Origin of the sequence: Paenibacillus alkalitolerans (assembly GCF_016482785.1) — a bacterium.
In the GTDB taxonomy this organism is placed as follows: Bacteria; Bacillota; Bacilli; order Paenibacillales; family YIM-B00363; genus Paenibacillus_AE; species Paenibacillus_AE alkalitolerans.
In genome coordinates, this window is sequence record NZ_JAEMXM010000019.1 from 36,290 (window position 1) to 56,882 (window position 20,593).

A 20,593-nucleotide genomic window follows, 5' to 3' on the forward strand; every position below is an offset into this window, starting at 1 on the left:
GATTGGTAAAAAGGAGCGGTGATCGTTATGACAGCGGGAAAAGGGGAAAAGGTTTGGTTGATTCCGGACGGGTATATTCCTCCGACAAGCACCGGTGATTTGGAGAGCCATGAGTCGGTGTGCGTGCTCAATTGTTCGGCGGAGGAGGCGAATCTGAGTTTCACGATATATTTTGAGGACAGGGATCCATTGGAAGATATTCGCGTGTCGGTGCCCGGTAAACGAACGAAGCATGTTCGCACCGGTTCGTTGAAGAAAGACGGCGTCGGAATTCCTCCCGGCGTTCCGTATGCGATCGAAGTGCAGAGCGATATCCCGATTATTGTGCAGTATAGCCGGTTGGATTCGACGCAAGCGGCGAACGCGCTCATGTCGACGATGGCTTATCCGTTGAAATAGAAGAAGCTTGAGTAAAATAATGGACCACTTATGCCGACTATCCGGCTATAGGTGGTCCAATTGTTCTCAATGCTTCGCATAATTTAAGCCCAGGTTATATGCCCGTGTCATCCAACGGTCGATATGACCCGGCTCTGTACCTACGACCGTTTCATATAAAAGTTCAACCTTGGAATTCGGAATTCCGCAATAATCAGCCAAACCGACATTGAAGTAATGATTGATCATGTTGTCGTATTGTCTCTTCGTAAACCTCTCGATCGGTGCTCCCGCCAAACTAAGCCACAATACATGCTGATGATGAAGCTTGTTTGGTCCATAGGCAAACCCATAGTTCCATACGCGGTCTATATACCCCTTCAGCATGGCCGGCATACTCCACCACCAAAGCGGAAAAATAAAAGCCAACGCATCGTGCTTCTTCATCCGCTCGATTTCTTTCTCCACCTCGGGAGAATATTGTTGTTCGGATGCGGACCAATCAGGCTCATCCGCTTCCCATAGCACCGGGTTAAAGCCGCTGCGATGCAGATCCAATACTTCCGTCTCATGTCCGGCATCGTGAAGTCCCTGTACAAACCGGTCTGCAACCGCAAAGGTCAAGGAATTTGTTCTTGGATGCGAAACCACGGTCAAGACGTTCATTTCAAACTACCCTCTTTCCCTTGATGTTCAAGTATCTACAGTATAGAATGTTTATTAAATTCAGTAAAATAGATATATCTGAACTAAATGTTCAATAATACTGATAGGAGGTGAGACCCGCTTGGAACTTCGTCATCTTATTACATTCAAAACCATTGTCGATGCAGGAGGGTTTAAGAAAGCTGCGGAAGAGTTAGGGTATGCCCAATCTTCCATTACAGCGCATATAAAGGAGCTTGAAACGGAACTCGGATATCCACTCTTTGACCGGATGGGCAAGAGTATAACGCTCACTGAAGCAGGAAGGCGTTTTCTACCCTATGCAGTGGACATCATCAACCTTTATTCAAAATCAAAAGAGGTTTTGGATGACAACGATGAGCCTTCAGGCCCACTGACCATAGGTGCTACGGAATCGGTCATGATATACTGGCTGCCCAATGTGATTATGGATTTCATGAATCAATATCCAAAAGTCGAGTTGACACTTAAACCATTGGACTATCCCCATATATCGGAACAATTGAAGAAGGGTGATATCGATATTGCGATGCTGGTTGAGTTGTCCTCTTGGAGCCCAAAAGAATTAACAATTTACAGTCTGAAAAATGAGCAACTCTCCTTAGTGCAAACTGCAAAAACTTCAAACATTTCCGAAACCATGCTGTACACGGAAAAATCATGCAGTTATCGTTCCGTTTTTGAAGAATATTTAAAGATGGAGGGAAGGACGTCAGTCACAAAGGTAGAATTACCAAGTATTGAAGCGATTAAGAAATGTGTTTTATGCGGACTCGGAAAATCGTTTCTGCCCTGTTTCACGATAAAAGATGAAGTGGAAAGAGGAGAACTGGTGGAACTGCCTTCGAATGCTGAAAACTATCCCATATCCATTTTTGTATCTGTTCACAAAAATAAATGGCGCTCAACAACTGTAGACGCATTTCTAAACTTAATCATGGGTTCAAAAAACCAATATTGTAGTCAATAAAAGGGAGGTAAATTATGGGAAAGACGTACAAACCAAGCGGTTATAATTCATTATCGCCTTATTTTGTAGTGGATGGTGCTCAAAAACTAGTCGACCTGTTAACGGAAATATTTAATGCGAAGGAATTGCGGCGTTATGATGCGCCTGATGGAACAATTATGCATGTAGAAATCCAAATTGATGATACCGTTGTTATGATTGGGGACTCCTCGGAGCAATTCCCGCCAAATCATTTATTGGTCCATGTTTATGTTTCCGACGTAGATGAAATATTTGATAAAGCGGTGAGACTGGGGTGCATTCCTGTTGAAACTCCAAGGGAAAGAGAAGGTGACCCTGATAAGAGAGGAATGTTCAAAGATTTTTCAGGAAACATATGGGCCGTTGCGACTCAATCAAGTAAGCAGCTATAGGGTGAAGCGTGAAACCTATATACTGGAGGTGATTCGATGGAGCCGCAATTCTTTGAATCTTTCCGCAAGATGGCTTTATCTCTGCCGGGTGTGGCCGAAAGCGTGTCTTACGGTACACCTTCCTTTAAGTTAAAAGATAAATTATTAGCCCGATTTCATGAAGACGAAGCTTCGTTGGTATTAAAGATGGACTTTGAAACACGGGATTTTTTATTGCGGGTTAATCCCGAGACTTACTACATAACGGATCATTACAAAAACTATCCCTATGTCCTGGTAAGAATGCGCAATGCTGATTTGAAGGAGCTTAATGGACATCTGCAAAGAATATGGAAATCGCACGCTACAAAGAAACTGCTGCAAACATTTGAGGAAAGGCAAGGTAACGATGGAGATTAACTATAGGGAAGCGGCTTCTCATGACGAGGATGAAGTTTTTGAATTAGCCTCAAGACTTGCGACAAGTTTCAAAATAAATAAGAATGATTTCGCCAAAATTTTCTCCAACTTATTGAATGACGTGAATGCAGACCTAATAATAGCAGAGACGGAAGCAAAAGTTATAGGCTACGCACTGGCATTCCATCACTCAACTTTTTACACTAACGGCACAGTAAGCTGGGTGGAGGAAATATTCGTTTCGGAGGGGTTCAGGGGAAGGGATATTGGGAAGAAGTTGATGCAAATTATAGAATTGAAGGCTCTTAATCGCGGTTCAAAGCTGGTTGCTCTGGCCACTAGAAGAGCCGGCGAATTTTATAAAGCGATAGGCTATGACGAATCCGCCGCATATTATAAGAAGACATTGGCAAGAGACATATAGTATAAGTAGATTAAGAGAAAATGTTTGTTCGTATAAAGGGGCAAGGATCTTATGAATCAGGCTGCCGGGATCGGGACATTTCTCCAACATGGAAACTCCGGAAATGTTTAACGAAGCGGTGATGCGATTTTTGCAGTCTCAAAAAGAACAGTCTTACAACAACGACCCGGCCTAAGATAGAGCTATCAAGGCCGGGTCGCGTCGTTATAAAAAATCTAAAGGAAAGAAGATGAGTACAATGAAAGTCGTTCAGCTTGATGAGAAAAAGTTAGTTGGATTGCGAGTCGTTTGCCCTGGCGATGAATTTGTGAATGAAATTCCAAAGACTTCGGTCAAATTATATCAACGGCTCGGCGAGATTAACCGCAAAAAGTCGACAAATATGATCGGAGCCTTCGTTGTAGGGGATTGTTCGGAGGAAAATGACGGTTATTGGGTATGTGTGGAGGTAGAGGATTTCGTTAACGTACCTCAGGGGATGGTTACTTTGTCGGTACCTGCTCAGACGTATGCGGTAATAAATCACAAGGGTCCGAACCACCAAATTAGAAACAGCTACGAAATTCTGCACAGATGGATGACGGAGCAAGGATTCGAAAGAAATCTCGAAGCTTGGCATCTTGAGATTATGCAAGAGTGGGGCAGCGGGGATGCAAGCGATATAGAGATAGATTTGTACGACACGATAAAGTAGATGAGAAGGAGGCTGTGGAATGCCGGTTGCATTTTTCTATACGGACAAGTCGACAAAAATACATAAAACTGATTGCGAAAAGCTTCTTGAACAATGGCCGGTGCTCGCTAATGTCAGCAAAGATTACTGCACTATCAATGTTATTGAGACTGCGGTCCAATTGTAGAAATCAGCACAGATACCAAGACGGAGTGATCATCATTGACGGAACAATTAACTCTAAAAGAATTACAAGAATACATAAAGAAAACGGACCACGCACCCGACTTCAAGCAGCACTATTTTTACAAGCTCGTTGAAGAGGTGGGGGAACTATCGGAAGTGGTCCGAAAAAACAAAAGACTTGCCGAAACGGGAAATATAAAGGGAACCATCGAGGAAGAGCTGTATGATGTATTGTATTACGTCGCTGCGTTGGCTAATGTTCACGAAATTGATTTGGAAGAGTGTTTCAGACTGAAGGAAGAGATAAATAAAGTAAAGTGGAACAAATGAAGCTGCCGGCAGTGAATCCAAAACAAGTTCGGAGGCGGACGATATGAATAGCGGGTTTCTCGACAAAGTAAGGGAGATTTGCGGTTCTTTTTACGGAGCGGAAGAAAAGCCGGACGAGTTGGGGCATATTACTTTTAAAGTCAAAGACAAATCATTTGTTAGAATCGGTGAAATGGACGGCGTCTATATACTGTCGATAAAAACAAGCCCTCTGACACAAGAAATATTAATAAATCAGGAAAACAGCAAATTTGTTAAGACCGCATATATCGGACAGCATGGTTGGGTATCCATAAGATCGAATGATATTGTAAATTGGGAAGAGTTGTCAGAATTAATTAAAGAAGCGTACTATCGGACGGCTCCTAAGAAATACCTGCAGTGTTAGGCTGCAGACAATAACTGCTTAAAGGAATGAATGCGTTGGACAGATTACAAACCGCGATTGAGTTAAGAGAATCCGGAAAGTTGGAAGAGGCAAGAACTTTGTTGCAAGATTTATACACGCAAGAGCCTGATAACCCATCGGTGTTGTATCAGTGCGCTTGGGTCCATGATGCTATGGGATTGGAAAGGGAAGCGGTGCCTTTTTACGTGAAGTCGTTGGAGCTCGGTTTAACGGGAGAGGAAAGACAAGGCGCATTGTTAGGGTTGGGAAGCACATACCGGACATTAGGGATGTATGAACAATCCAAGCGAATTTTTGAAGAAGCGATAAAAGAATATCCGCATCGCCGGGAATTTCTAGTGTTTTATGCAATGGTTTTATACAATCTGAATGCATACGACAAGGCAATGGAAATCTTGTTAAAGCAATTATCGGAAACAAGCGCGGATGAAGGCATACAATCGTATAAGAGGGCAATACATTTTTATTCCGATAGACTGGATGAATTGTGGTAAATCAAAGAAAGAGGTGGTTCCATTGAAAATCGAACAAATCATAATCCAAAGCATGATCGGTAAATTTGAGGAAATGAGAACAAGAATGTTGAAGGCCGTTAACCAATTGAACGAGGAGCAATTGAATTGGCGACCGAATGATGAAAGTAACAGCATCGCGAACATTGCGGTACATATACAAGGGAATTATAAGCAGAGAATCATCCATGGGATATTGGGACATCCGGACGAACGCGATCGAGAAGCAGAATTTGACAGCAGCGTATATTTGAAGCCGGATGAAATTGTAACAATAATCAACGAGATTTTCGATGGCGTTGCGGATTCGTTACAAAAGCTGGCGCCGGAGGACTTACTGAAACCAAGTTATATAAGAAGCAGACAAGTAACGGTGTATGAATTATATAATCAGTGTTCGACTCATTATTCCGAGCATCTCGGTCAAATCCTGTATTTGGCAAAAATGTTTTTAAACGATGCATACGAGACAACCTCGGTACCGAGACGGAAGGAGGCAAGATGACAGTAAGTTTCAATGACAATGAGTTAATGCGAGTGCAGGCCTCAACTTTATATGTGCTGAATAATGAAAATAAGATTGTACGGATTAATGAACCGGCGCAAGCAAGTGCTCCAATTTTTTTTGTTGGAAAAACGAGAGACAGTAACTTAATTCTTGTGAGACATGATTTGCCTCAATCCATAGTAGAAGAATTAACTGCCGCAACAATTGGAAGCTTTAATATCACTGATCTTTGTAGAATAGTTGAGAAGTATAAGAGAGTAAAAGATGTTTGGCTTGGACCTGCATACTACTTCAATAAGAATATCAAACAAGACACCGATCAAAACATTGTTGTAATCAATGAAACGAATAGTCATCTGTTGAGCGAATACTTTGATCATTTAACAAAGACATTATTATATAGAACTCCAATTGCAAGTTACGTGGCGGATGGACATGCCGTATCCGTTTGTTGCAGTGCAAGAAAATCAAATGCAGCAGCAGAAGCAAGTTTACTGACAGTCCCCCGATACCGAGGGATGGGCCTGGCGCAAAAGGTAGTGACGAAATGGAGTAACGAAGTATACAGGCTAGGTTTGATACCTCTGTACAGTACTTCTTGGGACAATTTGAGTTCGCAGAAAGTAGCGCAAAAACTCGGATTGATCCAATACGGAATGGATTTTAACATCACTGTGGAAACGGAATGATAAATATCACGGATAATGGAACAATTAATCTCATGTATTTCACATAAAAAAACGCGGGTTCGGTGGGAATCCATGCATGCATTAGCTTTTAAATTAATGGCTATATTAAATTCTAATGTTGATTTATGACCAAAAGAATACCGCCTTGTGAAAAGGCGGTTAATTGCTATCGTTCGCCGTTAGCGCAGTGGATGGTGCTATTCGTATCCGGGTGCACTGATGTATTGGGCTGTCCTTGAGCGCCCGTAAGTTACTGTCGTTGGCGTTCATTTGCTTCGATTTGACGGAGGATTTCGTCAACGACGTGCGCGATCGGTGCGGTGGCGTCGATTATAATCCCGTTTTTAGGAACGCCTTCTTTCGTTTGATGCAAGCGCGCACTAATTTCCCGTTCCTCTGGTCTGCCACCCCAGTCAGTTGGGTCCAGCGCCACTCGCTCATCAATCCGCCGGAGAGAGGTTTCCAGGTCGACCTCAAGGACAAACACGCCGTCGAAGAGGTCGATGAATTTGGGGTAATTCCGCGAACCACCGCAGAAAAATGTTACCGCCTCATCCTGATTGTCGACCAAAGCTTTTACTTTATCAACATGCCAAATGTGGTGTTCGGGTTTAAAGCCATCCGTCGGGGTACCAGTTTCCGGATCGCCTTGATAAGCCAATTCACGGTCACCATGAATAGCATGGTAGCCGCGCCGCTGCAATTCGTTGCAGACCGTAGTTTTGCCGGCGCCGGAAACGCCTCCAATCAGATAATTCCTAATGCCCATGGCAGACCCTCCATTCAACTGGATAAGCACAATATATTAGATGTTTCTATCTGTCACTAAACTGCCCGTTTTTAGTTTAACAAAAATAAGTAGCAAGCCGAAGCTTTTCATTCGTATCAGTAACCGCAAACAGGCACGATTTGACCAACATATTTTTCTTATTCGAAGCCGTATTCTCATATTCCTTGCTGTCTATATAACGGAACCAAGCCAAATAGTGTTGCAAATACTTGGTCGCAACACCATTGAAGCGGTCCATCCATTTCTTCAAGCGACTGTGGTAGCTGTTGACGTTTTGAATGTGGTATACGCCTTTCACACGTTGTTTTCCGTCGGATTTGAAGCGGTAATGAGCTAAGCCCTTCGCGTTCGCATAGGAACTGAATGCTCGCCAGGCATCCGTACAAAGCACGTTAGAGTCCGATAGATGACCGCCAATCGCTTCATCCAGCTTCGTTGTCTGAATACGACCACCCCCCAGAACACCAGAGTAAGTCATTTTCTGGCGGTCACGGGCAACGAGGACACATACTTGGTCCTTGCTGATGCCACGATATATGGCTTTTCCGCCTCGTTTACGTGGCTTGCGCTCGATAATCTTTCGCTTTCCTTTTTCAGAGTACAGAAAGTAGGTCTCGTCCATTTCAACGATACCTTGGAATGCTTCGGTTGGCATCTGTTTCAGGGCAGCAAGAATCTTATGCCGCCAATAAAACAAGGTGACATGTGTAACTTCACCAAGCAGTTCCTCGGCACATTTCCTCAGCGAATACCCCTCAATCATGAATTCAATGAAACGAACCCAAAGATGAGGTCTACGAGTGCGCTGAAGAGGGGTGTTAGTTAGGTCATTGAAGGTTTGGCGGCAGGACTTGCAGCGGTAGCGTTGACGTTTGACCTCTCCAGCACGCGTTTTTACGACGTACTTTCCAAAGCGTACAACAGCATGGGTTTGGCAATGCGGACACACAAGTCCATCTTTGTGCTTCTGCTCTTGGATTTCGTCAATTGCTCGAACAGAAGACGACACACATTTTGTTCGGGATTGCAAAAAGAAGATAAGCTCTTGCTTACCGCTATCATCTAGTGTATCAGCAAGCTTTTTTAGCTCCTTTAAACCCATGGGCAAATCATCTCCGAATCGAATTGTTACCTTAATTATAGAACATTCGTTCGTAATTATCAAATATCAACATTAAGGTTTAACATAGCCAAATTAATAAAAGCCGCAGGCAAGTAAACAAGCTGTCCATCGGTTAACCGGTGGACAGCTTGTTTACTTAGGCCATCAATTCATCATGCGTGTCACGGAGCGTTTACATTATTGCTAAATGGAAAAAATTGATAAGGTCTTATTTATTTCATAAAAAAGGATGATACATATACAATGCTTTGGAATATAAAAACCAAGCACACGAGAGAAGACGGCGGAACGGTGGCACTGGAGCTTGAATCGGCCGATCAAACCTTCGATGTAAATGTTCGTTGGGACGGGTGTATGGAAATTCACGTTTACACCGTAACCGAAGAAGACCGGCAACTGAAGGACACCTTTCATACGTGTGACATCGGCGGGTTTATTGAATCGTTGAAATCGTTAAACGCGGTATGCGCGGATTACTTCAATGAAGGCAGCTACTGGGAGCGTCAATGAGGCTCGGAAAATCAATGAAAGCCGGTTGTTAATATGTCGGAAGCGGTCATCTTAATTGGTATTCAGGGCGCAGGCAAGTCGACTTTTTATAAAGAACATTTCTTTAAAACACATCTTCGCATCAATTTGGACATGTTGAAAACAAGACGGAAAGAGCAAATTATTTTGCATGCGGCGATTCAAGCCAGCCAGCCGTTCGTAGTGGATAACACGAACCCGACGGCCGAAGCGAGAAGAGGATATATCGAACTGTCAAAAAAAGCGGGCTTCACGGTCATCGGATATTATTTTGACGTCTCTTTGGAAGAAGCATTAAACAGAAATCAGTTAAGGCGGGGAAAGGAACGCATACCGGAAGCCGCAGTCCGCCGCACGCACAAATCATTGCAGAAACCGACGAGGGAAGAGGGATTTGACGAATTATATTCTGTAAAAATAGAAGCGGCTGAATATACCATCGAATCTATATAGACAAATTGCAGGAGATGACGTAACGTTTGTTGCAAACGCACACAACTGAGAGCGGGTGCAATCGGCTTGAAACAAACCCTGCGAGGTCGTCTATACGTTATACTTACCGCCAGTTCAATAATACCCATTTTGTTGATCGGCGGAATGTCCGTCTACTCTATTGCCTCTATTCTTGCAAATAAAATCGATAAAGGCATTCAGAGCAACCTTAGCATTGTTCAGCACAATTTGGAGAAAACATTGGAAAACTTGGACTATACGTCGCAACAGTTTACCGCAAGCGGTTTGATCGGGCAAACGATGGGTGAAATTCTCAAATCTTCGGATTCCTTCGAGATGTTGGCACTGAGAAATGTTATGCAGGAGAACATTACATTGTTGAACTTTACGAATCCGATCGTAGGTTTGACTCTGTATTACGACACCGAAACGATGGAAGTGCTTCACTCGAACCAGATTACGAAGGAACTTCGTTTCGAAGAGCTGCCGGCGCTGCTGGTTACGAGAGGGACTTCGTACTACGGACCGCATCAATCCTTGTATCGTTACAGCGATAATCTAGTATTCTCCCAAACCCGCTACTTCGATATAACCGGCGAGTTCAAGTCGCGAGGCATCGGAGTATACGTGGAGACGAATTTCAGTCACTTTCAGAGCATTCTGGAGCCTCATCAATACGGGATGGACGCATTCCACCTGCTGGTGGACCGGGATGGAAAAGTACTTTACTCGGAGAATGAGACGCTGTACTCAGCCGGGGCGGAGTTCAAGCCGCTTTCTTCAAACAATTACAAAGAGTTTAGGCTGCAGAGCGAGCACGGTTTCCAAACGGTGCTGTACGTGGACCGGAACGACTACCAGCGGGAAATCAGAAAGTGGATGTTCCAGTTCTTGCTCGCGGCGCTGGTATCTTTGTCGGCCAGCGTACTGTTGGCGATCGCCGTCAGGAAAACCGTGTATAAACCTTTGTTGAACATTAAGAAGGGTATTTCGTTAGTCGCCGGCAGTCAATTGGATACGGAGATGAAGAAGAGCGGATTGTTGGAGTTCGACTACATAATCGATCACTTTAACGGAATGCGTCATACGATCATAAAGCTCATTGAGAAAGCGGAGCAGGAGGAAAAGATCAAACGCATCATCGAAGTGGAAAAACTGATGGCGCAGATCAACCCTCATTTCCTGTACAACACGCTAAACACGATTCAGTGGTTGGCACGGATGAAAGGGGATTCCGAAATTGACAGATTCGTGTCTTTGTTCACGAACGTGTTGAACTATAACTTGGCCAAAGACGGGATGATCGTCACGATCCGCGACGAGATCGGCGCTTTGGAGGATTACGTGGAGCTGCAAAAAGTGCGCTATGATTACTTGTTCGACGTCCGTATCGATGCGCAAGAGGAAGTGTTGGATGAGCGGGTCCCCCGGTTTCTGCTCCAGCCACTTGTTGAGAACGCGCTGTATCACGGGTTGAAGGACAAAGACGAAGGCGGCCTGATCCAAGTGATTGTAAGAAGAGCGGATCAGGCACTGTCCATCCGAATCGTCGATAATGGAGCGGGCATGGACGACGAAGAAGTGCGGCAACTGCTGCAGGGCACGCAGCACAAATCGGGCTTGGGCATCGGATTAAATTACGTAGATAAAACGGTTAAGTCTTATTTCGGACCGGATGCCCGTCTGATCATATCAAGCGAAAGAGGCATCGGTACGGAAATATCGCTTATGTTGCCGACAGGGGGAGGGAGCGGGAATGATTCAAGCGTTGATCGTGGATGATGAGAAGCTGGTTCGTAAAGGGTTAATAACGATGATGCCGTGGCGGAAGTTCGGCATCTCCATCGCGGGAGAGGCGATGCACGGCAGGCGTGCGCTGGATATTATGGCAAAGCAGCATATCGACATCTTGTTTACCGACCTGATGATGCCCGAGATGAGCGGACTGGATCTGATGAAACGGGTCAAAGCGGAGTATCCGGATACGGCCATTGTAGTGCTCACGTGCCATCAGGACTTTCAGTTTATTCAAGAATCTCTCCGGATCGGAGCCATTGACTATATCTTAAAGACGCAGTTGGAAAACGAAGTGATGGAGGAAGTACTGGGCAGAATCGTTGACAGGTTTCAGGAGCTTCGGCTACGGTCGAAGGCGAAGGAAGGTGCGGTCGGTGACGGTTTCCTGTTTGTACCGGAGCGTCCCGGAGCAAAGATTAAAGTCTTGGAAGAAACGTTCGGTGATGAAGTACTCCAAGCGATCAATCGCGGGGCTTGGTATATGAATAAGCATCGCGCGGAGGACGAGAACGCGGTGTCGCAATGGCTTGGGACCTCGGAAAGCATGGGATGGCTCGCCATTCATGTGCATGGTGGCGGCAGCGGCAGTTTCCCGGAGTTAAAGGAAGCGCTGCTTCATTATTTGGACAATGAGTTGTTTTACGAATATCGTCCCGGTCAGCGCTATTATTCCATCAGATTATCCGATTCAGGCACACTTGAAACGGTCGCCTCGCCCGAACCTTACACCGCGGCCTGGTCTTCTCTCGAATGGGCTGTGAACGAATCGTTGTATAATTCGTTATTGACACAGTTGAAAGAAGCCGAACTTAGCGGACCTCAGCTGCGAAAAATGTTTTGCACGGCCATCATGGAGTGGAATCTTTCGATCGTGCCTGTGGATCTAGCAGCATCTTGGATGCAGGGACTGGAAAGCTTCGCTTTTTGGGAGCAATGGAAGAATTGGTTGGAAGAAGTAAGGCGATGTGTATGGAATGCCTACCGAAGAAGTCAATTTCCGGACGAGATCGTAGCTGCGATCATTCGGGCGATCGAATATATGCGGCATCAAACCGACTTCAACTTCACGCAAGAGCAGATTGCCGGCGTGTCAAATATGAGCAGAGCGTACTTCAGCCAATGCTTTAAGCAAATAACGGGTAAAGGATTTTTCGAGTACGTGCGCGATTTGCGGATCACGTTGGCGAAGCGGCTTTTAGCCACGACGAATAAACCGATTTATGCGGTCGCCGAGCAGACCGGATTTCGGGATGAACGATATTTCAGCAAAATGTTTTTCGCCGAAGTCGGCGTCCTGCCCTCGGAGTATCGCAACCGCACGCAACAAGCGGAGGGCTCTTTCCCCGGCACCGTATGATTTATGTTCGCGGGATGTAGAATTTTGTTTGCATATACTGACGTATGCCGTTGCGTTGGATACAAGAAAAGCAGGTACCGTTAACAATCGTCTATCCCCCTTCGCATCGAAGGGGGATTAAAATGTAAACGTAATCATTAGAGCGACAAGGGGGAATGGCAGTGAAGAAGGCTCTTATTACGGCGATGGCTTTGTTCATGGTATTTATTTCGGCATGCGGCACCTCAGGCAGCGATGCGGGAAACTCGGAGGAACCGAAGGAAGCTCCGTCTTCTGAAGCGGGACAAGAGTCCGAGGCTCCGGCAAATATCGATCCGTATGGCCCTGTGGCGGAGAAAGTGACGATCACGATCGGGAAAGCGGTGGCGGCCGATCCGAAGCTTCCCGAAGGAAGTACGGTTGAGGATAACGAGTATACCCGCTTTATCGAAGATAAGCTGAACGTAGACTTCAAACATGCTTGGCAGGCGACGGGAGATGCATACGCGCAGAAAGTAAGTCTCTCGGTTACAAGCGGCGATATTCCCGACGTCATGGTCGTGAGCAAGTCCGAGCTTACACAGCTCGTTCGTTCGGATCTGGTGGAGGATTTGACGCAAGCCTACGAAACGTACGCTTCCGACAATTTAAAGGGCGCCTACGAATCGACGAACGGTTACGCGCTGCGGTCGGCCACTTACGATGGAAAGCTGATGGCGATGCCGAACGTGAGCCCGGGGGCCGATGGGGTAAACCTCCTGTGGGTTCGGCAGGATTGGCTCGATGCGCTCGGACTGCAGCCGCCTAAGTCGCTTGACGACGTATTGGCCATCGCGAAAGCGTTCAAGGAGCAAGATCCGGACAAAAACGGGAAGGCGGATACGTTCGGGTTACTGGGCAGCCAAAATATTGTAAACCTTGGGAACAGCACTTTCGGATTCGATACGGTATTCAGTTTATTTGATTCTTATCCGGAGCTTTGGTACGAGAAGGACGGCGAAATCGTCTACGGTTCCGTGCAGCCTGAAACGAAGGAAGCCCTTGCGAAGCTCAGCGAGATGTACAAGAGCGGCTTGATCGACCAAGAATTCGGCGTCAAGAATACGGATATGGCGGTAGAGCATGTCGTCAGCGGGAAATCGGGCATCTTCTTCGGACCTTGGTGGCTGCCGTTCTGGCCGCTTAACGACGCTGTCAGCCAGGATCCGAAAGCCGAATGGAAGGCTTATTTAGCGCCGTTGAACGACGAAGGCGTAATGAATACGCACGTAATGGCTCCGACCGTACAATATTTGGTCGTAAAGAAAGGGTTCAAATCTCCGGAAGCGGTCGTTAAGACGTTGAACTACCAATTCGATATGGATCAAACGCAGGGAGAACAATTTTACCAAGGCATGGACGTGCCGTTTGGTTGGACGAATATGCCGTTCACGCTGCTCCTTAGCCGGTTCGACGACAAGGAATCCAAAACGCTGAAAGTTCAAAGCGTCATCGATGGGAAAGCCGATGTTTCCACGTTGGAGGGCGAAGCGAAGCAGATATACGAATCCTATATCAAGGATAAGGAAAACCCGAAGAAAGATTTGGGCGCGTGGTCTCAGGCAAATGCCTTTATGACCGGAGTCAAACCGTTAACGGAAGACAATATTTACAGACAATACGGCGCTTTCTATGACCAAACCGAGACGATGACGAAGCGCTGGGCAAACCTTCAGAAGCTGGAGGACGAAGCGTTCTTGCAAATCATACTCGGTACCCGCTCTATCGATTACTTCGACGAGTTCGTTGCCAAGTGGAAAGAACAAGGCGGAGATAAGATCACGGAAGAGGTTCGAGAAGCCGCGAAGGAATAATCCATCTTACGCGCATAGAGAAGGGGACCCAAACGGGCAAGGGCGGGTCCCCTTCTCCTTCTTCCAAGCGATTGCGTAAAGAAAGGTGAGTGTTCCATGAAGTATAAGGGAATCGCGGTGCACTATCATCTCATGCTTCTGCCCGGGATGCTTCTCTTGCTGGTGTTTCAAATCGTGCCCATGCTCGGTATCGTTATTGCGTTTCAGGACTTCATTCCCGCTAGAGGCGTATTGGGATCCGAATGGGTCGGGTTGGAGAACTTCGAATATATGCTGGAGCTTGACGACAGCAAGCAAATATTCCGAAATACCGTGTTTATTGCAAGTATGAAGATTGTTTGCAATATCTTCTTTCCCGTCAGTTTCGCTCTTCTTTTGCATGAGCTCGTCTTCGTTCGTGTAAAGCGCTGGATTCAAACGATCGTCTATTTGCCGCATTTTTTATCTTGGGTCATCTTGGCCGGCATACTGACCGATATGCTTTCCGGGAACGGGCTTATTAATCAAGTGGTGATGTTGTTCCGGGAAGAACCGATTCTTTTCTTAGGAAGCAATGCTTGGTTTCCATTCGTCGTCGTCATAAGCGACGTCTGGAAAGATTTCGGCTTCAATACGATCGTTTTCTTGGCGGCTTTAACCGCGATCAACCCTTCTTTGTACGAGGCTGCGGAAATTGACGGGGCAAGCAGATTCAGAAAGCTGTTCCATATTACTTTGCCGGGAATCGCTCCGGTGGTCGTGCTGGTGGCGACCTTAAGCATCGGTCAAATATTAAACGCGGGATTCGAGCAAATCTTTAACTTATATAATCCGATTGTTTACGAGTCCGGCGATATTATCGACACCTGGGTTTACCGCGTCGGCTTGCTGGACGCGCAGTACGGCCTTGCGACCGCCGTCGGCACTTTAAAGTCGCTGGTAGGCTTTATTCTTATCGTAATCTCATACGGCTTGGCTTCGAAATATGCGAACTATCGGATCTTTTAGACAAACGTCCGCAAGATTGGACTGGAGGGAAGGTTTGTGGCAAGAAGAAAACTGACTCTAACGGACATTATAATCCTTTGCATCCTGCTCGCGGTGTCCTTTACTTGCTTTTTGCCGGTGGTGCACGTAATCGCCGTCTCATTCAGCGATAAAGCTGCCGCCGCCGCCGGTCTCGTTACGCTCTTTCCCGTCGGGTTCACTGCGTTCCCTTATAAGTATCTCTTGGACGACCAACAGTTTTTTCGCTCCTTACTCGTTTCCGTCGAAAGGGTGCTGCTTGGCGGCGGGATTAATTTGCTTTTGACCATACTCATGGCATACGCATTATCGAAGGAGAAGAAGGAATTCCCCGGCCGCAACGTGTACATGTGGATAATCGTATTCACGATGCTATTTAACGGCGGCTTGATCCCATGGTTTATGGTCGTTAAGACCGTCGGCTTGCTGGATACGATCTGGGCGCTTGTACTTCCCGGCGCCGTGCCGGTCTTTAACGTTATTTTATTAATGAACTTCTTCAGAGGAATACCGAAGGAAATTAAGGAGGCTGCCGTCGTAGACGGCGCAGGTCCTTGGAGAACGATGATCCAAATGTTCGTTCCGCTTGCCTTGCCTGCGATCGCCACGGTGACGCTATTCAGCGTTGTCGGCCATTGGAACGCGTTTTTCGACGGATTGATTCTGATTAACAAGCAGGAGAATGTTCCGCTGCAGACTTACATTCAACAGCTTGTTGTCCGTCCCGCTGATTTCAGTTCCATGCGGGCGGAAGATATCGCAAACCTGTCGCAGCGCACGTTTAACGCGGCTAAGATTGTCGTCACGATGCTTCCGATCCTGCTCATTTACCCGTTTCTCCAGCGTTACTTCGTGCAAGGCATTACGCTTGGATCGGTAAAGGAGTAGAGTGGGCTCCTTCGGTCGCGAAATACAACGGAAAGTATTATATGTACTTTACGGCAGAACAGCAGATCGGCGTCGTCACGCGACTGCGTGAAAATGAATGTCCGCTAATTGTCTTTTCCCGCATTTATTGCGGGAATTTTTTTTATAAAACAAAATTGATATATACAGATAGACAGATCCACTAGTAAAATAAGGAAATCGGCGGAAACAGACATATAACTAGAGTTATAAAAATGTAGAGTCGGGAGTGATCAAGAGCATGGCAAGCGCAAGCACGACGGCAATCCACGAAGGAAGAACGGACACCGCGCCGGAACGAGTCGGACTCGATTCGCAGCGGTTGGAGGTTCTGGACCGGCATTTCATCGGGCTGATCGACGCCGGGAAGCTGCAAGGAGCAAGCTATTTGTTAGCCAGGGACGGAAAAATCGCGGCTCATCGCTCAATGGGCAAGCTGACATTCAAAGACGACGGCAAAGACCTGCTGCCGGACTCCGTCCGCAAAGTGTATTCGATTACGAAGGTTGTGACGGCCGTAGCGATAGGGCAGCTAGTTGAACAGGGTAAGCTGTTTTGGCAGCAGCCGGTTGCAGACGTCATCAAGGAGTTCGATACGGATTTGCACCGGAAAATCACTATTTGGCATCTGCTGACGCACACGTCGGGGCTGGCGGGCGATCCCGGCCAAAATATGGAACCGTATTCAATCCCTTGGTACGAATGGCACGCTTGGGAGAAAAAACAGAAAGCTGACAAGTGGGAAGCTGGCGATTGGGTGAAGCTGATGCTCGCGGGTCCTTTGCGGGCGAAACCCGGCGAAGAGTGGATTTACTGCACGTCCGGTTTCGGAGTTCTTGGGGAAATCATTGCAAGAGTGTCGGGCCAATCGTTCGAGGATTACTTAAACGACCGCATATTCAAGCCGCTTGGCATGAACCATTCATTCTTCACGGTTCCTGAAGAATTGAGAAAGGAAACTTGTTACACGGGGGAATGGGAAGAAAAGGAAATATTCGAGCCGCCGCTCGACCGTACCGGAATGCCGCCCAGAGGAGGCAACGGGCTTTACTCCACTCTGGAAGATTTGTGGAAGTTCGGTCAAGCGATGCTCGACGGCGGATCGTTTGGCGGCAGCCAGATACTCGGCCGCAGAACGATACAGATGATAGTATCCAATCAGCTGCGCAATGTCCGTTGTTACTCATGGGGACAAAACAATAATAATGTCAAGCATGGGATCGGTTGGTCGCTTAATAGCGATGATATTTGTTCGCCGGGAACATATTCCCATGAAGGGTTCGGTCACAGCGGATTGTACATAGATCCGAAAGAGCGGCTCGTATTCGTTTACTTCGTTCCGAACCGGGCCGGTTGGGTTGCGGAGGCGGTCATTAATCCGCGGGCTATCGCATGGTCTTCGATTATTTAAGGGGAGGTATGATCGGATATGGAAACGCGCTTGAATGCGGCGGAAGCAGAAATAAAGCCCGAAGAAGCGGGGTATAGCGCCGAGGCGCTGAACCGGTTGGACAATATGCTGGAATCGCTCGTCTTGGAGCGGCAGCTGCAGGGCGCTTCATATATGCTGTCCAGAGACGGCCGTATATTCGCCAGCCGGTCGGTTGGTTCGCTCCGGCATACCGAAGGGAGCGGTCCGCTTCTGCCGAGCTCTATACGCAGAATCGCTTCGATTACGAAGCTTTTTACGGTGGTTTGCATCTTGCGCTTGATGGAAGAGGGCAAGCTGTTTTTACGGCAGCCGGTGAAAGATTGGATAGAAGAGTTTAACCATCCCATGTATGAGAAAATAACCGTCTACCATCTGTTGACTCATACATCCGGTTTGCGTCCCGATCCCGGATATTTCACCGAGCCGTATCCGGCAAGTTGGTGGGACTACCGGTTCGCGTTCGAGGACAGCGATGAAGAGAAGGAGAAAGATAAGGAACGTACGCCTGAAGAGATCGGGGAGCGTACAAGGTCGCAATGGATCAAAGGGATGCTCATCGGCCTTCCGGTTTGTCAACCGGGAGAATCGTGGAATTATAGCAGTACGGGATATTCGCTGCTCGGAGAGATCATCCGCCGCGCATCCGGGGTGCATTACGACGAATACGTCAGGCAGACCATCATCGAACCGCTCGGGATGACCCGGACATTCTTCGATGTGCCGGACGAGTATCATAGCGAGGTTTGCACCGTTAACGATTGGGACCTAGAGCGGCTGCAGTCGAAGGAAGACAGAACGTATTTGCCGCCGCGGGCCGGAGGCGGCCTCTATTCTACGTTGGCCGACTTGAACCGTTTCGGACTTATGCTGATGAACCGGGGAACGTTGGACGGAAATCGGATCCTCAGCCGAAAGTCGGTCGAATTGTTGACCCGCGACCAGTTTCCTGAAGGCATTCCGGCCTTTCATTGGGGCGGCATGCTCAAGGACCTGCATACCGGGCTCGGCGCCGCGCTTGGCGGGGTGTCCGATCCGTTCGCGGACACGGCGTTCGGCCACGAAGGAGCGGGCAGAAGCTCGCTGCTGATCGATCCGGCGGAACGGCTCGTTTCCGTGTTCTTTGTTCCGACCGACGTCGACTGGGTGCCGCTTTCGATGATAGGCGTCAAGAATGTGATCTGGTCGGGAATAAAATGAGAAGAACGCTTCAAATAATCCGGGCGGTAGGTCTGGCCACATATAAAGAGTGGGCAGCCTACCGCTCGCATATGGCGGTCTCCATCATCATCGGGCCGGTCTATTTTCTGGTGCAGTATTTTATTTGGCATGCCGTCTTCGCTTCGCGCGGGACGGAGACGCTGAACGGATTTACGCTCGAACAGATGCTGGCCTATTACGGCATCATGTCGGTCATTACTTACCTGACGTTCGATTTCGCCGACTGGAATTTGCAAATGCTCATACGCACGGGCAAATATGTTACGTTTGTCTTGAGGCCGATTTCCCACCGGTTTTTCGCTTTGTCGCAAAAGCTGGGACACCGTTCGCTCGGATTTTGGCTCGAGTTTGTTCCCGTGTTTCTTATTTATATGTTCGTGTTCGGTATCGATCTCATCCCGGCGTCGCTCGGTTGGGCGGTGTTGTCAATCGCGCTCGGGTTTCTGATGACATTTTTGGTCAATTATTGCATTGGCTTGACGGCTTTCTGGCTGACGAACGCGGAAGGAATCCGGCGCATGTTTTTGCTCGTCAGGGACGTGACGGCGGGCATTTTCGTTCCGCTCACCTTTTTCCCGGAAGCGTTGCAGAAGGTGCTGTTTTACTTGCCGTTTCAGTTCATGCAATACGTGCCTGTACGTGTATTCATCGGTGAGTACGAACTGGCAGGCTATTCGATGTCCGTTCCGCAAATCGTCGGCTTGCAGGCGTTGGCGGTACTCGTCATGTGGCTCGTATCCGAAGTGCTGGCGCGGCTTGGCATACGCAAATTTACGGGGGTGGGCGTATGAGGGGCACGCTCGCTTGTTACGCTGCTGTCATGAAGACGAGATTCGCCGAACGGATGGCATACCGGACCGACTTCTTCATCAGCCTGATCATGATGCTTGCCGGCGATATGATGCTGCCGCTCATTACTCTGCTTATATACAAGTCCGGCGCGTCGTTCCCGGGTTGGGAGCTGCATGAAGTGATCATGATACAAGCCGTCTTTACGCTGGCGAAAGGAATCGCGTTTCCGTTTTTCTTCGGGATCGTATGGAATACGCTTCATCACGTGCGCGAGGGCACGTACGACATCTTGCTGATTAAACCGCGAGGCGCCTTGTTTATGACCATGATCAGCGGCTTCGACATCGACGATTTCGGAAGGCTTGTGAGCGGAGGCGTTCTATTTGGAGTCGCGATATCGAACATGCCTGCTCCCGGCTGGATGCAGTGGCTGCAATTCGCGCTGTTGTTCGTCTTCTCGCTGACAGTGTTGTTCGCATTTTCTCTGTATCTGTCCGGTCTTCTGTTTAAGTGGGTCGGGAGCAGCCGCGTGTACGATATTTTCGATTCGATGACAATGTTCGGTTTTTATCCGGGAACGATATTTTCCCGCAAGTTTCAAAATATGTTTCTGTACGTGATTCCGATCGCGATGATCGGTTTTTTGCCGGCTTCGGCTTTGCTTGGCCGCCTGCCGGACGCTTCGATGGCCGCTTCCTTCATATGTATTGCATTTTTGGCGGCGGGTCTCGCTTTCTGGCACTATATGCTTCGAAATTACACAAGCGCGGGCGGGTGAACCC

General features: G+C 47.5%; 27 protein-coding genes. 24 read left to right on the forward strand and 3 right to left on the reverse strand.

All coding sequences use genetic code 11. The annotated features are described in order from the left end of the window. Positions 1-27 precede the first annotated feature (27 nt). Positions 28-399 carry a sensory rhodopsin transducer gene (locus JET16_RS22680; protein ID WP_199620750.1) on the forward strand — a complete coding sequence of 124 codons (372 nt, stop codon included), beginning with the start codon at positions 28-30 and terminating at the stop codon, positions 397-399. Positions 400-465: 66 nt separating this feature from the next. Here the strand turns inward: JET16_RS22680 and JET16_RS22685 are convergent, their stop codons facing one another. Then, positions 466-1,044, reverse strand: coding sequence for an NAD(P)H oxidoreductase (locus tag JET16_RS22685; RefSeq protein WP_199620753.1), 579 nt, complete (start codon positions 1,042-1,044; stop codon positions 466-468). Positions 1,045-1,165: 121 nt separating this feature from the next. On the opposite strand from JET16_RS22685, the gene JET16_RS22690 reads away from it, so the two are divergent. The 11 genes from JET16_RS22690 (at position 1,166) to JET16_RS22740 (ending at position 6,578) form a co-directional block, all read left to right on the forward strand. Then, positions 1,166-2,035, forward strand: coding sequence for a LysR family transcriptional regulator (locus JET16_RS22690; RefSeq protein ID WP_199620756.1), 870 nt, complete (start codon positions 1,166-1,168; stop codon positions 2,033-2,035). A 14-nt stretch (positions 2,036-2,049) separates the two neighbouring features. Further along, on the forward strand, positions 2,050-2,448 hold the full coding sequence (locus tag JET16_RS22695; protein WP_199620758.1) for a VOC family protein: 399 nt from the start codon (positions 2,050-2,052) through the stop codon (positions 2,446-2,448). 36 nt (positions 2,449-2,484) lie between these two features. Next, positions 2,485-2,847, forward strand: coding sequence for an MmcQ/YjbR family DNA-binding protein (locus JET16_RS22700; RefSeq protein WP_199620760.1), 363 nt, complete (start codon positions 2,485-2,487; stop codon positions 2,845-2,847). After that, positions 2,837-3,271 carry a GNAT family N-acetyltransferase gene (locus tag JET16_RS22705; RefSeq protein ID WP_199620762.1) on the forward strand — a complete coding sequence of 145 codons (435 nt, stop codon included), beginning with the start codon at positions 2,837-2,839 and terminating at the stop codon, positions 3,269-3,271. Before JET16_RS22700 ends, JET16_RS22705 begins: the two co-directional genes overlap by 11 nt. A gap of 238 nt (positions 3,272-3,509) precedes the next feature. Beyond that, positions 3,510-3,965 carry a GyrI-like domain-containing protein gene (locus JET16_RS22710; RefSeq protein WP_199620765.1) on the forward strand — a complete coding sequence of 152 codons (456 nt, stop codon included), beginning with the start codon at positions 3,510-3,512 and terminating at the stop codon, positions 3,963-3,965. Positions 3,966-3,984: 19 nt separating this feature from the next. Continuing rightward, the gene (locus JET16_RS22715) at positions 3,985-4,131 is read left to right on the forward strand and encodes a hypothetical protein (protein WP_199620768.1); all 147 of its coding nucleotides are present in this window, start codon (positions 3,985-3,987) and stop codon (positions 4,129-4,131) included. Between the two features lie 35 nt (positions 4,132-4,166). Beyond that, entirely contained in the window at positions 4,167-4,460 is a 294-nt protein-coding gene (locus JET16_RS22720) for a MazG nucleotide pyrophosphohydrolase domain-containing protein (RefSeq protein ID WP_199620771.1), read from the forward strand. A 43-nt stretch (positions 4,461-4,503) separates the two neighbouring features. Then, positions 4,504-4,848, forward strand: coding sequence for an MmcQ/YjbR family DNA-binding protein (locus JET16_RS22725; protein ID WP_199620774.1), 345 nt, complete (start codon positions 4,504-4,506; stop codon positions 4,846-4,848). Between the two features lie 26 nt (positions 4,849-4,874). Further along, positions 4,875-5,363: a tetratricopeptide repeat protein gene (locus JET16_RS22730; RefSeq protein WP_407673178.1), complete on the forward strand. Its 489-nt coding sequence runs from the start codon at positions 4,875-4,877 to the stop codon at positions 5,361-5,363. 22 nt (positions 5,364-5,385) lie between these two features. Next, a complete protein-coding gene (locus tag JET16_RS22735; protein ID WP_199620777.1) occupies positions 5,386-5,886 on the forward strand; it encodes a DUF1572 family protein in 501 nt (166 codons plus the stop codon). After that, entirely contained in the window at positions 5,883-6,578 is a 696-nt protein-coding gene (locus JET16_RS22740; RefSeq protein ID WP_199620779.1) for a GNAT family N-acetyltransferase, read from the forward strand. Before JET16_RS22735 ends, JET16_RS22740 begins: the two co-directional genes overlap by 4 nt. Positions 6,579-6,828: 250 nt before the next feature. Here JET16_RS22740 and JET16_RS22745 read toward each other — a convergent pair whose 3' ends face one another. Both JET16_RS22745 and JET16_RS22750 read right to left on the reverse strand, forming a co-directional pair. Continuing rightward, on the reverse strand, positions 6,829-7,347 hold the full coding sequence (locus tag JET16_RS22745; protein ID WP_199620780.1) for an AAA family ATPase: 519 nt from the start codon (positions 7,345-7,347) through the stop codon (positions 6,829-6,831). Between the two features lie 76 nt (positions 7,348-7,423). Next, the gene (locus tag JET16_RS22750) at positions 7,424-8,470 is read right to left on the reverse strand and encodes an IS1595 family transposase (protein WP_199620781.1); all 1,047 of its coding nucleotides are present in this window, start codon (positions 8,468-8,470) and stop codon (positions 7,424-7,426) included. Between the two features lie 264 nt (positions 8,471-8,734). Between JET16_RS22750 and JET16_RS22755 the strand changes: the two genes are divergently transcribed. From JET16_RS22755 to JET16_RS22810, 12 genes are all read left to right on the forward strand, one after another. After that, positions 8,735-9,001 (forward strand): hypothetical protein, encoded by a 267-nt coding sequence (locus tag JET16_RS22755; protein ID WP_199620783.1) that lies wholly within the window; start codon positions 8,735-8,737, stop codon positions 8,999-9,001. A gap of 33 nt (positions 9,002-9,034) precedes the next feature. Next, the gene (locus JET16_RS22760) at positions 9,035-9,472 is read left to right on the forward strand and encodes an AAA family ATPase (protein ID WP_199620785.1); all 438 of its coding nucleotides are present in this window, start codon (positions 9,035-9,037) and stop codon (positions 9,470-9,472) included. Positions 9,473-9,538: 66 nt separating this feature from the next. Then, the gene (locus JET16_RS22765) at positions 9,539-11,254 is read left to right on the forward strand and encodes a cache domain-containing sensor histidine kinase (RefSeq protein WP_199620787.1); all 1,716 of its coding nucleotides are present in this window, start codon (positions 9,539-9,541) and stop codon (positions 11,252-11,254) included. Further along, positions 11,229-12,626 (forward strand): response regulator transcription factor, encoded by a 1,398-nt coding sequence (locus JET16_RS22770; RefSeq protein WP_199620788.1) that lies wholly within the window; start codon positions 11,229-11,231, stop codon positions 12,624-12,626. The genes JET16_RS22765 and JET16_RS22770 overlap by 26 nt, the downstream gene beginning before the upstream one ends. A 161-nt stretch (positions 12,627-12,787) precedes the next feature. Continuing rightward, positions 12,788-14,458, forward strand: coding sequence for an extracellular solute-binding protein (locus JET16_RS22775; protein ID WP_199620790.1), 1,671 nt, complete (start codon positions 12,788-12,790; stop codon positions 14,456-14,458). Between the two features lie 96 nt (positions 14,459-14,554). Beyond that, entirely contained in the window at positions 14,555-15,445 is an 891-nt protein-coding gene (locus JET16_RS22780; protein WP_199620792.1) for an ABC transporter permease, read from the forward strand. 36 nt (positions 15,446-15,481) lie between these two features. Next, positions 15,482-16,351: a carbohydrate ABC transporter permease gene (locus JET16_RS22785; RefSeq protein ID WP_199620794.1), complete on the forward strand. Its 870-nt coding sequence runs from the start codon at positions 15,482-15,484 to the stop codon at positions 16,349-16,351. Beyond that, positions 16,336-16,536, forward strand: coding sequence for a hypothetical protein (locus JET16_RS31180; protein WP_199620896.1), 201 nt, complete (start codon positions 16,336-16,338; stop codon positions 16,534-16,536). The genes JET16_RS22785 and JET16_RS31180 overlap by 16 nt, the downstream gene beginning before the upstream one ends. Before the next feature lie 74 nt (positions 16,537-16,610). Continuing rightward, positions 16,611-17,780, forward strand: a complete 1,170-nt coding sequence (locus JET16_RS22795; protein WP_199620796.1) for a serine hydrolase domain-containing protein — start codon at positions 16,611-16,613, stop codon at positions 17,778-17,780. An 18-nt stretch (positions 17,781-17,798) separates the two neighbouring features. After that, the gene (locus JET16_RS22800; protein ID WP_199620798.1) at positions 17,799-18,998 is read left to right on the forward strand and encodes a serine hydrolase domain-containing protein; all 1,200 of its coding nucleotides are present in this window, start codon (positions 17,799-17,801) and stop codon (positions 18,996-18,998) included. After that, positions 18,995-19,810 carry an ABC transporter permease gene (locus tag JET16_RS22805; protein WP_199620800.1) on the forward strand — a complete coding sequence of 272 codons (816 nt, stop codon included), beginning with the start codon at positions 18,995-18,997 and terminating at the stop codon, positions 19,808-19,810. The genes JET16_RS22800 and JET16_RS22805 overlap by 4 nt, the downstream gene beginning before the upstream one ends. After that, the gene (locus JET16_RS22810; protein WP_199620802.1) at positions 19,807-20,589 is read left to right on the forward strand and encodes an ABC transporter permease; all 783 of its coding nucleotides are present in this window, start codon (positions 19,807-19,809) and stop codon (positions 20,587-20,589) included. The genes JET16_RS22805 and JET16_RS22810 overlap by 4 nt, the downstream gene beginning before the upstream one ends. The last annotated feature ends 4 nt before the right edge of the window (positions 20,590-20,593 follow it).